General features: G+C 60.3%; 12 protein-coding genes. 4 read left to right on the plus strand and 8 right to left on the minus strand.

Features of this window, described 5'->3' with window-relative positions:
- The first annotated feature begins 110 nt into the window (after positions 1 to 110).
- From DHB74_RS06025 to DHB74_RS06035, 3 genes are all read left to right on the plus strand, one after another.
- Positions 111 to 1,592, plus strand: coding sequence for a carbon starvation CstA family protein (locus DHB74_RS06025; protein WP_499160999.1), 1,482 nt, complete (start codon positions 111 to 113; stop codon positions 1,590 to 1,592).
- A gap of 140 nt (positions 1,593 to 1,732) precedes the next feature.
- Positions 1,733 to 2,320, plus strand: a complete 588-nt coding sequence (locus DHB74_RS06030) for an IMPACT family protein (RefSeq protein ID WP_280164874.1) — start codon at positions 1,733 to 1,735, stop codon at positions 2,318 to 2,320.
- Between the two features lie 87 nt (positions 2,321 to 2,407).
- Complete coding sequence (locus tag DHB74_RS06035) at positions 2,408 to 2,932, plus strand: lipocalin family protein (RefSeq protein ID WP_499161000.1); 525 nt, start codon at positions 2,408 to 2,410, stop codon at positions 2,930 to 2,932.
- A 21-nt stretch (positions 2,933 to 2,953) separates the two neighbouring features.
- Here the strand turns inward: DHB74_RS06035 and DHB74_RS06040 are convergent, their stop codons facing one another.
- The 3 genes from DHB74_RS06040 to DHB74_RS06050 all read right to left on the minus strand — a co-directional run bounded on the left by DHB74_RS06040 (position 2,954) and on the right by DHB74_RS06050 (position 7,151).
- Complete coding sequence (locus tag DHB74_RS06040; RefSeq protein WP_499161001.1) at positions 2,954 to 3,916, minus strand: siderophore ABC transporter substrate-binding protein; 963 nt, start codon at positions 3,914 to 3,916, stop codon at positions 2,954 to 2,956.
- Between the two features lie 227 nt (positions 3,917 to 4,143).
- On the minus strand, positions 4,144 to 6,216 hold the full coding sequence (locus DHB74_RS06045) for a TonB-dependent receptor domain-containing protein (protein ID WP_499161002.1): 2,073 nt from the start codon (positions 6,214 to 6,216) through the stop codon (positions 4,144 to 4,146).
- Between the two features lie 218 nt (positions 6,217 to 6,434).
- The gene (locus tag DHB74_RS06050) at positions 6,435 to 7,151 is read right to left on the minus strand and encodes a response regulator transcription factor (protein ID WP_499161003.1); all 717 of its coding nucleotides are present in this window, start codon (positions 7,149 to 7,151) and stop codon (positions 6,435 to 6,437) included.
- Positions 7,152 to 7,254: 103 nt separating this feature from the next.
- On the opposite strand from DHB74_RS06050, the gene DHB74_RS06055 reads away from it, so the two are divergent.
- On the plus strand, positions 7,255 to 9,030 hold the full coding sequence (locus DHB74_RS06055; RefSeq protein ID WP_499161004.1) for a S8/S53 family peptidase: 1,776 nt from the start codon (positions 7,255 to 7,257) through the stop codon (positions 9,028 to 9,030).
- Between the two features lie 16 nt (positions 9,031 to 9,046).
- Here the strand turns inward: DHB74_RS06055 and hemN are convergent, their stop codons facing one another.
- From hemN to ftsE, 5 genes are all read right to left on the minus strand, one after another.
- Complete coding sequence (hemN, locus tag DHB74_RS06060; RefSeq protein ID WP_074781335.1) at positions 9,047 to 10,435, minus strand: oxygen-independent coproporphyrinogen III oxidase; 1,389 nt, start codon at positions 10,433 to 10,435, stop codon at positions 9,047 to 9,049.
- 118 nt (positions 10,436 to 10,553) lie between these two features.
- Positions 10,554 to 11,159, minus strand: coding sequence for a hypothetical protein (locus tag DHB74_RS06065; protein ID WP_036991959.1), 606 nt, complete (start codon positions 11,157 to 11,159; stop codon positions 10,554 to 10,556).
- 81 nt (positions 11,160 to 11,240) lie between these two features.
- Positions 11,241 to 12,104, minus strand: coding sequence for an RNA polymerase sigma factor RpoH (gene rpoH, locus DHB74_RS06070; protein WP_036991957.1), 864 nt, complete (start codon positions 12,102 to 12,104; stop codon positions 11,241 to 11,243).
- Positions 12,105 to 12,300: 196 nt separating this feature from the next.
- Positions 12,301 to 13,311: a permease-like cell division protein FtsX gene (gene ftsX / locus DHB74_RS06075; protein WP_136868665.1), complete on the minus strand. Its 1,011-nt coding sequence runs from the start codon at positions 13,309 to 13,311 to the stop codon at positions 12,301 to 12,303.
- 1 nt (position 13,312) lies between these two features.
- Positions 13,313 to 13,975, minus strand: coding sequence for a cell division ATP-binding protein FtsE (gene ftsE / locus DHB74_RS06080; RefSeq protein WP_036991954.1), 663 nt, complete (start codon positions 13,973 to 13,975; stop codon positions 13,313 to 13,315).
- Positions 13,976 to 13,977: the final 2 nt, after the last annotated feature.

Consider the following 13,977-nt stretch of genomic DNA (forward strand, 5'->3'; position numbering starts at 1 on the left):
GGCAATGATGGACTTCCTCTGTTAATTTGCCGGGCTTTTTCCAAATCAGCTCCGGCTCAAGGAGGAGACAGTTGGCGTGTCTCCAGAATAAATAACGAGGAACGAAATAGATGCTTCTTTTCTTTGCCAGTCTTGCCATATTGCTGCTGGGCTACAAGTTCTACAGCCCCTTTGTTGAAAAGCAGGCGGGGATAGATCCTACAGCCAGGACGCCGCAACAGCGCCTGGATGATGGCGTTGACTATGTAGCCATCAGCCCGCTCCGGGCATTTCTCATCCAGTTTCTGAATATTGCCGGCATCGGGCCCATTTTCGGTCCCATCCTGGGCGCAATGTATGGTCCGATCGCCCTGGTGTGGATCGTTATCGGTAACGTGGTGGGCGGCGCGGTACATGACTATTTCTCCGGCGTTATGAGCCTCAAGGAAGACGGCAAGAGCCTGCCCGAGATTGCCGGTCACTATTACAACGTGATCTTCAAGGGCGTCATGCTGATCTTCACTTGCATGCTGCTGTTCTTCGTGGGGGTTGTCTTCATCATGAGCCCGGCAGGGCTGCTGAGTAATCTCTCCTACTTCGAAGGCACTTTCCTGGCGGGCAATACCTTCTGGGTACTGGTGATCCTGGCGTATTATTTCTTCGCCACCCTGCTGCCCATCGACAAAATCATCACCAAACTCTATCCAGTGTTCGGTCTGCTGATGATCGTGATGACTTCCCTGGTGGCTATTTCAGTACTGCTGGAAGCACCCCACCTGCCGCAGGTCACCGACATTTTCGCGTTCTTCGATAGCCATGAGCATCATGACTTCCTGACGCCCAACCCCGATGGGTTGCCGGTCTGGCCGCTGCTATTCCTGACCATCACCTGCGGTGCGATCAGTGGTTTCCACTCCACCCAGTCGCCGATGATCGCGCGCTGCCTGACCAACGAGAAATATGCCCGCCCGGTGTTCTATGGCGCGATGATGTGCGAAGGCATCGTTGCCTGCGTCTGGGCGACGGCCGGTATCGCCACCTTCCCGGGCGGCTATCCCGAACTCAAGGCCATGCTGGATCTGGGTGGACCGGGCCTGGTAGTGAACCACATTGCCACCAGTTACCTGGGTATCTTCGGTGGGGTAATGGCCATCCTGGCGGTGGCGATCTTCCCGATCACCTCCGGTGACACCGCCTTCCGCTCGCTGCGCCTGACGGTTACCGATGCATTCAACATTTCCCAGTCCGCCACACGCCGACTGGCTCTGGCGGCGCCGATACTGGGCGTGGCCTATCTGATGACCTTCCTGGACTTCTCGTTGATCTGGCGCTACTTCGCCTTCTCCAACATGCTGCTGTCAACCAGCGTATTGTGGCTGGCAACCAAGTATCTGCTGGATAGAGGCACATTCCATTGGATCGCCAGTATTCCAGCGGTGATCGGTACCGCCATTACCGTTGCTTATATTGCAACGGCCGGTATCGGTTTCAATCTCCCCGCGGAATACAGCAAGGCGATAGGCATCGTGGTTGGAGTGATCTGCTTTATCGGGCTGGTGATGCACCATAGCAAACGCAATGTCGCCGACGGTTATGCGAAGCCGGAAGCGTAATAAAGCTCTTGTAAGCTGAGGTGCGCCTCAAGTGAACACCTGACCTTTCGGTCAGGTGTTTTGCGTTGAAGAGGTCTCGCCTGCGACCTCTTTTCTCTCCTGACGTATACTCCTCCGTTCGCCCTCAACCTGTCGTCGCCATGTTCAGCCTTGCCCGCCCCGTCAATATCACCCTGGAAATCCGCAAAAGCCGGTTTATCGCCTGTGTCGAACCGATAGCCGATCGCGCCAGCGCCCAGGTTCGGGTGAACGCCTTGCGCGCTGAGCATCCTGACAGCACACATGTCTGCTGGGCACTGCTTGCCGGCGGGCACAGTGCGGCAGTGGATGATGGCGAACCCTCCGGCACCGCCGGACGGCCGATGCTGGAAGTGCTGCGTCACCAGCAGCTCGATGGCGTGCTGGCGACCGTGGTGCGTTACTACGGTGGTATCAAGCTGGGCGCTGGCGGGCTGATGCGCGCCTATACCGACGCGGTCGCCCAGGCGCTGCAGCAAGCCGAGAAGGTTGCTCACATTCCCACCCTGCTGGTGCTCTGCGAGCTACCCTACGCCCATGAAAGCTCCGCCCGCCATCTGTTGGCGCAGCTTGAAGGCGAGCTGCTGGAGGTGCGGCATGGGAGTGGCGTGCAGTTGCACCTTCGTCTGCCGGCCACCGCGGCGGAGGAACTCCATCGCCAATTGCTGGCCATCACGCGTGGCGACATGACCTGGCAACCGCGCTCCTGAGCGGCCCCTCCTCCCCGGCCGACTGCGCCGTGCTGCTCTGCCGCGCTCTGCTATCGTTCAAGAACTCTGCTACTCAAGGATTCAACGATGAAACTGCTCAGCATCGTCTTTGCCGCCCTGGTCCTGCTCGCCGGTTGCACCGGCGTACCCAAGGGCATCGAACCGGTCACCGGCTTTGACCCGGAACGTTATCTGGGCACCTGGTACGAGATTGCCCGGCTCGATCACTCCTTCGAGGAGGGCCTGAGCCGGGTCACCGCCGAATATATGCTCAATGAAGACGGCAGCATCAAGGTGATCAACCGGGGCTATAACCAGGCCAAAGGCGAATGGAAGGAGGCTGAAGGCCGCGCGGTGCCTGTCGGTGACAGTGACGTCGCCCACCTGAAGGTCTCGTTCTTCGGCCCCTTCTACAGTTCCTATGTGGTGTTCGCGCTGGATGACGACTACGCCAACGCGTATATCTCCGGTTATAACCGCAACTATCTGTGGTTCCTGTCCAGAACGCCCCAGGTCAGCGCTGCACAGCTGGAGGCGTTCAAGGAGCGGGCAACAGCCGAAGGGTTCGAGCTTGGGGAACTCATTGTGGTGGAACACCCAAGCTCGGATTGAAGCCCCCGCCCGCTGATCCGCTTACAATTTGTCGCCAAACTCCTGCAGCGTCTCCATCAGGCTCTGGTAGCCACCGGTTGCGGTATACCAGGCGGCCGGATCGAGATAATAGATCTTGCCCTGCTTCCAGGCCTGGGTCGCGGCAACGGCGGTATCCTGGCCCAGGGTTTCAGCAGCCTGGCCTTCGCCACCGGTGGCAGCGCCACGGTCCAGCACCACCAGCCAGTCGGGCTGTTGCGCCAGGGCCTGCTCCAGGCGGGTGCGCTGGGCTTGCTGAAGTTGCTTGGCCTCCGGCGAGCCGGCTGCCGGGCGAGCCTGGCTGCGCGGTGCTGCTTCGCCGGCTTCAGCGGTGGACGTGGTTCCCAGCATCTCGTAGAGCATGCCGAAGCGCTCGCCCGGGGCGTGGGTCATGATCCGGCCCTTGACGGTGAACAGGGTCACAGAACTCAGACCCCGGCTCTGCTGCTGGACCTTGGTCAGCGCCTGTTGCAATTCAGTATCCAGTTGCTCCGCCTGCTGCTGTTTATCGAAGATACTGCCCAGCAGTTGCAGGTTGGTCCGCACACCGCCAACAAAGGACTCAGGGCTTAGAGTCAGATCGATGGTCGGCGCCAGCTCAGCCAGTTTGTCATGGGCGGTGCGTGAGCGCCCGGCGATGATGATGAGATCGGGCTGCAGGGCTTGCAGCGCAGCGTAGTCCGGCTCGAACAAAGTGCCGACCTGGGCATATTTCTCATGCTGAAATTTTTTGAGGTGTTCGGGCCCGGCCTGCTCGGGCACAGCTGCCACCTCGACGCCCAGCGCGTCCAGGGTATCGAGCGTGGCCAGATCAAACACCGCAACGCGCGTCGGGACTTGCTCCAGCGTTACGCTGCCCTGTGCATGTTCGACGGTCAATGGATAGGCGGCATGGGCAGTTGATAGCATCAGCAACAGGGCTAGTACTGTTGATAGTTGCAATGCAGCGGAACGTAGGATGCGCATGGGTTCACTCCAGGGGTTGGGATGAGTAGGTAATGGGTTGGGCTCGGCTGCCAGCCGTAGCGTCAGCAGGCGTTTCACGGCGTATGCACCGCTGTTCCGCACTCCTTCGCCACTTTCAAGGCCAGCCCGCCGTTTCTTCATTCATGTACTTGCTCTCCAGCCTGCAGCAATGCCACCGCCCCCGACAGCATTGAACCGGCGGAGGCGGTGATGCTCGTTGGATAGACTCAGAAGCTCTTGGTCAGACCGACGATGAATCTTCTGCCATCCAGGTTGTAGGCGTAGTCGTCATCCGTGGATACCTTCTTGTTGGTGACGTTGTAGACACCGGCCTTCAGGCTCAGACCATCCTGCGGCCGGAACACCAGCCCCATGTCGGCGAAGGTATAGGATGGATACTTGATGCCATTGGTGCTGGAGCCACTGGTACCTGTCTGCCACCGGCCAGAGGTCTCACCCCGGTAGTTGACCTGGGTCCAGAGGTTCAAGCGCCCGGTCACTTCCCAGTCCAGCGAGGCGTTGAACATGTGTTTGGCGACGTCGTTCAGCGGCTCGCCCTTGTAGTCGCCGGACTTCTGTTCGGTATCGGTCCAAGTGTAGCTGTGGCGGTAGGTCAGGTTGTCGAGGACATCATAGTCCAGGGTGAACTCGATCCCGCGCAGCTCCGCCTTGTCCACGTTTTCATAGGAGGTATAGCCGAAGGGGTGAGCGGGATATTCCTTGCCCTTGTAGAAGCAAGGTGCGTTCTGCTCACATACCCGGCCGGTACGGTTGATCTTGTCTTCGTAGTCGATCACATAGGCAGTCAGCGAGCTGCTGAGGCCAAGCTCGAAATTCTCGTAGTTGATGCCGATCTCGCGGTTCAGGCTGGTTTCCGGGACCAGTTCCGGGTTGCCGATGATCACGCCACCCCTGGAGGTGGAGCCGTAGTCGGTGGCAGCGGAGCGCAGGTCCGGCGCCTTGTAGCCCGAGGTCACCCCGCCCTTCAGGGTGAAGTTGTCGTTCAGGTGATAGACCGCATACACCTTGGGACTGAACTCGCCACCGAACACCTGGTTGTCATCGTAGCGGCCGCTCAAGGTGAGGATCAGATTGTCTGTCAGGCTCCAGTTATCTTCCAGGAAGATGGAGTTCTGGTAACGGTCCATTTCAACCAGCGCGTTGGCATCAGGCACGACCGGCTCGCGCAGGCCATTGCTGCCGTCTTCCAGTTTCTCGTACTTGTGGGTCAGACCGCCGGTCAGGGTGTGCGCGCCAAGGAACCAACTGGCCTGGGTGTTGGCGGTAACCACTTCGAACTCGACACCGTTGCCAGTCGTTTCGTTGACCGTGGTCGGGTTTTCCGAATGATCGTAGTTGATGTAGGAGTTGGAGAAGACGTTGCCGTACTTGCCTTCGTGCTGCAGGAAGTAGTTCTTCTTGATGGACTCGCTATATTGGGCCTCGCCGTCAGCGGCCAGGCTCTTGCCGGCGTTATGCCAGCGCTCCTGCTTGGTATAGGTGTGGCCGAAGGTCAGCGCGTTGGCTTCGTTGAGGTTCCAGGACAGTTTGCCGCCCACATTACGCTTGTCGTATTCCGGGTCAGACGCAGCGCTGTCGCTGCCGCCGACGAAATTACTTTCTTCCTGATTGTGGAAAGCACCGGTCAGCTGCAGGCCCAGGACATCTTCGATCAGCGGCATGTTCAGATAGGCGCTGGTCTGGAAGGTGTCCTCATTCAGCTTGTTGGAGCTGTGCGGGGTGATGTATTCACTGGTGATGCTGCCACTGAATTTATTGCCGACCTTCTTGGTGATGATGTTGATCACACCGCCCATGGCATCGGAACCGTACAACGCCGATGCCGGGCCGCGGATCACTTCAATCCGCTCGATGGCCTCGATTGGCGGCAGGAAGTTGATCGGCGTGCCTGCCTGGGAGCCGCGCTGGGCGAAGGCATCGTTGCCCTGGGCCGGGCGACCATCGATCAGAAACAGGGTATAGGCCGAGGTCATGCCGCGCATCATGATCGACTGCTCGACGCCGCCCCCGGCAATCTGCACGCCGGCGACATTCTTCAGCGCATCGGTGATATCGGTATAGGATTTCTTCTTCAGCTCTTCCGCGGAGATGACCGAGATGGACGCAGGAGCATCCCGGAGGTTCTGCTCAAAACCGGAGGCGGTCACCACCACCTGTCCCAGGTCCAATGCCTCTTCCGCTACCGCCGAGCAAGCCAGTGAGGCCATGGTGACTGCCAACAGGGCTCTCTTGAAGTGGGGCTGCGAACTTGAAGCAAACTGACGCATATGGCGTGACATGCATTTATCTCCAAACAACTCGGAATGATTTAGCGAACCTCTGACAACCCTGGGTTGCCGAGGCTTCTTTGCGATTGGCTTGGTTATGGCAGCGCCTGCTCAGGCGCGGCGGTCTTCCCGCGCTGAGCTGGCGGATGAAGCCGTATGACCCACCGGTTATCCGATGAACCGACGCAAATGATATACATTACTATTTGGGAGTAAACGCAATTTACAATCTATACACTTTCAGACAACGGCTCCTGCAGGCCAACCAGCATGTACCCCTGCCCCCATACTGTTTCCAGTCGTGCGGCGCGATAACCGATAGCCTGCAGTTTGCGGCGGATATGGCTGATATGCATGTCCAGGCTGCGATCATGCCGGGCATAGCCGCGGCGCAGAGCCTGTTGATACAGGAAGGGTTTGCTTAACACCTCGTTGAGGTGCTGCCAGAGCAGTTCCAGTACGCGATACTCGCTGGCGGTCAACCCAGCGGGGCTATCGGCCAGACTGACATCAGTGTTCGTCTCGTCAAAAACCAACTCACCGGACTCGCTGGGCAGCGACGTCTTGCGCTCATAGGCCACCCGCCGGAGGATCGCGGTGACCCGCACGCAGAGCTCGGTAATGCTGAAAGGCTTCGGTAGATAGTCGTCCGCCCCCAGGCTGAACCCTGCGATGCGATGCTGCTCGTCACCCAGCGCCGACATCAACAACACCGGGACACGGCTGCGACGCCGCAGTTGCTTCAGCATACCCAGGCTGTCGGTTCCAAGAATTGCCAACAGGATCAGATCGAAGTTCCCGTGCTCGGCCAGCAAAAGACCGTTATTGCCGGCGCTGAGCGTGACGCAATGGCCGCGCCGTTGCAGGTGGGTCTGCAACTCGCGGGCGAGCAGCGAATCTCCTTCAACCGCAAGAATACGCGCAGCAATGGGCATGGTCGGTGTCATGATGGCGAACACGAAGACAAATGAGAATCATTCTACATGAAATCTTCTGAAACAATTACCGCTTTACCGGTCTGATTACATAGTCTCAGATGACGTTTCGGGGATGTGGATGAGGAAGTTTCAAGCAGTTGTGTCCGGGCTGGTCATGGCGTTGTCATGCGTATCTATTAACGCTGCAGCCGCTGCACCGCTGCGTATAACCCAACTGCAGCGCTGCGGCGATCTACTGGAGACGCGCCAGCTGACGTTCTGTCTGCAGATCGCCGGACTCCAGCAAACCCCGTTACAGATCCAGTACAACGGCAACCCCCTACCCTCGGATCAGATCAGGCAGGGCGACGGGCAGATACAGCTGCAAATCGACGCTGCCAGTAGCAAAAGCGGCCCGCTATGGGTCGAGCAGCGGGGCCAGGCCAGCAATCCCATATGGCTGAGTCTGGGCTCCAGCCATGTGCTCGCCGCTGATCAACAGGCGGTGGCGAGGAACCAGGACGGCTTGACCACCTATCTGGATCTGGTCAGCGTGATCATCGAGGAAAGCCATGACGCGCCGACGGAAGCCCGGCGGCTGGCCGAGCGTTACGACGCCGAGGTGGTTGGCGCGATTCCGCCTCTCAACCTCTATCAGTTGCGCCTGCCCGTCGACAACCTGGAACAGCGCGACGCCGCGGTGCTGCGCATCGGCAATGAAGCCGGGGTGGATGCTGTGGTGATCGAGGAGTCCGGTGCGGAAGAATCAGTCGAGCAAGAGCAGGACGCGGCCAACCCACCAATGGACCCGCGTGAGGAGTGGTCATCCAACCGTTTTCTGGATGCGCTGAACTTCTATCAGCGGCGGCTGAAGAAACCCTCGGATCACATCGAAACGCACCCCGTGCGCATTGGCGTGATCGAGCGGGATGTGGATTTCGACACGCCGGACTTCACCGATTATCTCGGTGACTGCCGCAGTAAGGCCAGCCGCACCTGCGTATATGGCCGCGACGCCGCAACCGCAGATGGCCACGGCACCACCGTCACTGGCGTTCTCGCAGCGGGCTGGGGTAATGGTGGCAGCAATGGTTTTCTGCGCGGGCTGGATGAAGTTGGGCCGGGCTTCGATGTGATTGTCGATCGCGGCTCGGATGCCGGCATCACCGCCAATGTCGCCACTTCGGTAAACCTCGTCGAAGACGGCGCCAGAGTACTCAACTGGAGCTGGGGCATGCATCGGATCGGCGCCCGTGACATCCATGGCGACCCGGTGGATTCGCTGTTGCGTTCCGGTATCGCCATGAGCGGTTATGAAGAGCTGCTGGAAGAATTCTTCCTGTGGCTGCGCCGTGAGCATCCCGATGTCGTTGTGGTGAACTCGGCCGGCAACGGCGCCTCTTTCTCCAGCCGTGATGACTATCGCCTGCCCTCCTCCTTCATCACCGACCAGCTGTTCGTGGTGGGCGGACATCAGCGCAGCAGCAAGGATGTTGATCTTGATGATCCCCGCTATGCCACCCGGCGCCAGGCTTCCAATTCCGACATGCGCGTCGATATCACCGCCGCCGCCTGCACGGCCGGTTCATCCCCGCTCCGCGAACAGGACGGACCGGTTCACTGCGGCACCTCCTACGCTACCCCGCTGGTAGCCGGAACCATCGCCGCCATGCTCTCGATCAACCCCGAGCTGCAGCCCGATCAGCTACGCATGCTGCTGCGCCGCAGCGCCATGACCATCGGCGGGGAGAGCGACTTCGAGCCCATGGAAGCCGACGACCTGACCGCCCCGATCCTGCCGTCGGAGCGCGGTAACAACCTGCAGGACCCGGACATCGGCCGCTCGGCGAGGCTGGACATGTACAAGGCGCTGGAACTGGCGGTGGAAAGCCTCAAGCACGCACGTTGAGCACCCCCGGTCCCAGTCACACCGTACGAGAAAAATTACCTTTCTGCGCCGCACCCAGATAAGCGTCGAAGGCCATCGCCACGTTGCGCAACATCAATTGGCCCTCGGGCAATAGCAGCAGTTCGTTGTCTTCGATTGCCACCAGCCCGTCGGCCACCGGCTCGGCCAACTGATCCAGCGCGTCGGCGAAGTAGCTCTTGAAGTCGATGCCGTAGTGATCTTCGAACTTGCAGAAATCGATGCGCCCCTGGCACATCAGGTCGAGAATCACCTCGCGGCGCAGCACGTCATCCTCACTCAGGTTGTAACCCCGGTGAATCGGCAGCATGCCGCTGTCCAGCCGTGCATAGTACTGGGACAGCTCCTTGACGCTCTGGCTGTAGGTGTCACCTACCTTGCCGATGGAAGACACGCCAATGCCGATCAGGTCGCAATCGGCGTGGGTCGAATAACCCTGGAAGTTGCGTTGCAGGGTGCCGTTCTCGCGGGCCAGTGCCAGTTCGTCGTCGGGCAGGGCGAAATGGTCCATGCCGATGTAGATATAGCCGGCGGACGTCAGCCGCTCGATGGTCAGCTCCAGCAGCTCCAGCTTGCGCTCCGGTGGTGGCATGTCCTGCGGGCGGATCAGCCGCTGCGCCCGCACCAGCTCGGGCAGGTGCGCGTAGCTGTAGGCTGCGATGCGGTCGGGACGCATGTCGATGATCTTGCTCAGGGTGACGTCGAAGCTCTGGATCGTCTGCAGCGGCAGGCCGTAGATCAGGTCGACACTGACCGACTTGAACTGCGCCTCGCGGGCGGCCTGAACCAGCTCGCGGGTCTGCTCCTCGCTCTGCAGGCGATTGACGGCGGCCTGCACGGCCTCATCGAAATCCTGCACACCGAAGCTCAGGCGATTGAAGCCCAGAGCGCGCAGCTGATGGATCTGCACAGGCGCGACGGTGCGCGGATCGACTTCCAGGGAGAACTCGTGATCATCGCTGTCATCCAGGTTGAAGGATGTGCGCAACGTGTTCATCAGGTCTTCCAGCTGCTCGCTGGTCAGGTAGGTCGGTGTGCCGCCGCCCAGGTGCAACTGGGTCAGTTTGCGAGACTTGTCGAACAGCGCCGCCTGCATGGCGATTTCGCGCTTGAGGTATTGCAGATACTCCACCGCCCGCTCGGTCTTGTGGGTGATGATCTTGTTGCAGGCGCAGTAGTAACAGAGACTCTTGCAGAACGGGATGTGGATATATACCGACAGGCACTTGGGCTCGGCAGCAGCGTTGCTGGCCTTGGCGGCTGCCTGATAGTCATCCATGGCGAAAGCCTGATGAAACTGCGGCGCGGTCGGATAGGAGGTATAACGCGGGCCCGGCCGGTCGTATTTCTCGATCAGGGTCCGGTTGAAGCTGATTTTCTGCGTCACTAGGGTCTCTCGCCATCATCACGGGATATACGTGAAGTGTACGGCAAGGGGCTTTGCATGGCACTCGGGCCGGGCTGCGACTGTGCGCCGCAGCCGCCACAGCACCGGCTGGCCTGGCTCAGAGCTCCTCGTGCAGACCGAACATGATCGAATGCGCCTGCCCATCGCTGACAGCCACCACCACGCCCTGACGCGGGTAGATCCAGGCTTCTCCCTCGCTGACCGGCATGCGCACCTCGACCGGACCGAAGGTGCCCTCGATGTGCCCCAGGGTCAGCGGCTGATCGGGAATCATGCTGATCCGTTCCACCAGGTAGGCAGCCAACGCCTGGCCTACCGCCGGGCTTACCGCCTGGTCAGGGGAGCCTGGCTGCCAGGCCTGCGCCTCGACCAGGCTGGCGGTCTGCTGTTCATCCAGGCCGATCACTGCCTGCACCCGCCATTGCCGATCATCGGACTCCAGCTGATGGCGGCTGACCAGCCGAGGCTCACCATCGGCGCTGATCATCCACAAGCTGCCTTCACCGAGCACCCGCTCCACGCCCGCCAGCGTCAGGGTCCGCTGCTGCACCGGCGCCCACAGGTTCTCCTGGTAGGTCTGCTTCCAGGCCAGTTGCTCCGGGCGATCCCCGTCCTGCCCGCCCAGCCATTTGCCGAAGGCAAAGAAGCACAGCAGAATCACTCCCAGCCAGGTGCCTACTCTCAGCCCGGTACGTGCGTTCATTGATCTGTCTCTCTGATTATTCAAGGGGCGCACAATGCAAAAGGGCATCCTGCGGATGCCCTTTTGATTCAGTGCCGGATATCAGGCGGCGCCATCTACGCTGATATGCTTCTTCAATTTGTTCATGGCGTTCTTTTCCAACTGCCGGATGCGCTCCGCCGAGACTTGGTACTTGGCCGCCAGTTCGTGCAGGGTGGCCTTCTCCTCGGCCAGCCAGCGCTGGAAGAGAATATCGCGGCTGCGCTCGTCCAGCTGGGCCAGACCTTCCTGCAACTGATGGCTGGAGCTATCGCTCCAGTCTGCGCTTTCCAGTTGGGTAGCGGGATCGTAACGCTTGTCTTCCAGATAGTGCACCGGCGCATAGGCGGTGTCGTCATCATCATCCTGGGCGCCATCGAAACCGAGATCCTGACCATACAGGCGGCTTTCCATTTCGCGCACTTCCCGCGCGGCCACGCCGAGGTCCTGCGCTACGGCGTTGACTTCGTCATGGGACAACCAGGCCAGTTTCTTCTTGGCGCTGCGCAGGTTGAAGAACAGCTTGCGCTGCGCCTTGGTGGTGGCCACCTTGACGATGCGCCAGTTGCGCAGGATGAACTCATGGATCTCGGCGCGGATCCAGTGCACAGCAAAAGACACCAGGCGCACACCCATTTCCGGGTTGAAGCGCTTGACCGCCTTCATCAGACCGACATTGCCTTCCTGCACCAGGTCAGCCTGGGCCAGGCCATAGCCGGAATAGCTGCGAGCGATATGCACGACAAACCGCAGGTGGGACATGACCAGTTGTCGGGCAGCCTCCAGGTCCTGCTGGTAGAACAGACGATCAGCCAGCTCGCGCTCTTCTTCGACGCTGAGGATCGGAATGCTGCTTACGGTCTGAACATAGGCCTCCAGGTTGGCACCTGGAATCAGGTTATGTACGGGCTGCAAAGCAGTGCTCATATGTGCGTGAACTCCAAGAATATTGGGGAAACTCTGCGCCGCGTCAGTGGCGGCGCTGGCCTGCAATCTATCGCAGGCCCAAAAAGACGAGTCAGTGTATCACTGCCAACTCAGACATGGAATGCCTGCCGAAGTTCCGAAATACAGGTAATAGGTCTTTAAAATCAATCATTTACAAAGAAATAGACATAAGCTGTTACTGGGGTTCGATTTCACGGATATGCCGACCGACGGCCAGCCAGGCGCCCGCCAGACCCAGCAATATGGCGCCGCCCAGCAGCACCAGCCCATCCTGCAGCGGCATCCCGGTCAGTTCGAAATCGCTCTGGTAGAGCGCCGCCAGCTCACGCACCGTGCCGTTGAGCCAGGCCAGCCCAACCCCCAACAGCAACCAGGCCAGTATCCCCGCCAGCAGGCCATAGAGCATCCCCAGATAGAGAAACGGCCGGCGGACGAAGGCGTCGGTTCCGCCGACCAGCTTGATCACCAGAATTTCGTTGCGCCGGCTTTCGATGGCCAGGCGGATGGTGTTGGCCATCACCAGCAGCAGTGTCAGTACCAGCAGCAGCGCCAGAGCGCCGGTAAAACGCTCAACCATGCTCAGGATAGCGGTCAGGCGCTCTACCCAGAGCATGTCGATCTGCACCTGATCTACACCGGGCAGTTGCGCCAGTCGTTCACGCAGCGGCTCCAGCGCGGCGGCACCGCCATCGATATCCCGGGGCATGACCAGGATGACGTCGGGCAAGGGGTTATAGGCCAGCTGCTGCAATGCATCACCCAGCCCCGAATGCTGCTGAAATTCCGCCAGTGCCAATTCCCGATCCAGCAGCTGCACCTCAGCCACGTCGTCCATCGCTGCGATGTCCTGCTGCACTGCCTGCGCCGCCTCAGGTTTGACGTCCTGTTGCAGATAGACCGACAGCTGGGCGGCACGCTGCCAGTCGATACCCAGCCGCTCGACCTGATCGATCAGCACGGCCAGCCCCATCGGCAACGCCAGTACGATGGTCATGACCAGCACGATCATCACGGTGCTGACCGGGTGTTCGCCAATGCGGCGCAGGGCCAGGCGGGCACTGTCGCGGTGGCTGCCGGCCCAGCTGCGCAGCGGATGGCGCCAGTCCCGTCGGGAACGGGCTGCGCCGCTACCGGATTTCGGCGGGCGCTTGTCGGTCTTGTCGGCTGGCCGCGGTTGGTTCGCCATGTTATTCCCCATCGGCCAGCAGCCGGCCTTCGCTGAGTGTCAGCATGCGATGATCGAGCTCGGCGATCAGCGGCAAGTCGTGACTGGCAATGATCACCGTCACCCCGACCCGGTTGAAATCCTCGAACAATCCCATGATCTCCGCCGACAGCTCAGGGTCCAGGTTACCAGTCGGCTCGTCAGCCAGCAGCAGCGCCGGCTTGTGTACCACCGCCCGGGCAATGCCGACCCGCTGCTGCTCGCCACCGGACAGCGCGATCGGATACATGCTTTCCTTCTTCAGCAAGCCGACCTTGTCCAGCGCGGCGCGCACCCGGCGGCCGACCTCATCCCGTGGGGTGCCGTTGATGATCAGCGGCAACGCCACGTTGTCGAACACGGTACGGTCAAACAGCAGCTGATGGTTCTGGAATACCACCCCGACCTGGCGGCGCAGATAGGGAATGTCGTGGCTGCCCAGATCCCGCAGGTTCTGCCCACCGACGAACACCTGCCCCGAGCTGGGTCGCTCCATGCACATGATGAGTTTCAGCAGGGTGCTCTTGCCCGCGCCGGAGTGACCAGTGATGAAGACCATCTCCCCGGTGCGGATGTGAAAGCTCAGGTGATCCAGCCCCTGATGACCGTTGGGATAACGTTTGCAGACCTGCTCGAAACGGATCATCG

Source organism: Pseudomonas sp. G11-1 (genome assembly GCF_024031555.1).
Taxonomy (GTDB): domain Bacteria; phylum Pseudomonadota; class Gammaproteobacteria; order Pseudomonadales; family Pseudomonadaceae; genus Halopseudomonas; species Halopseudomonas bauzanensis.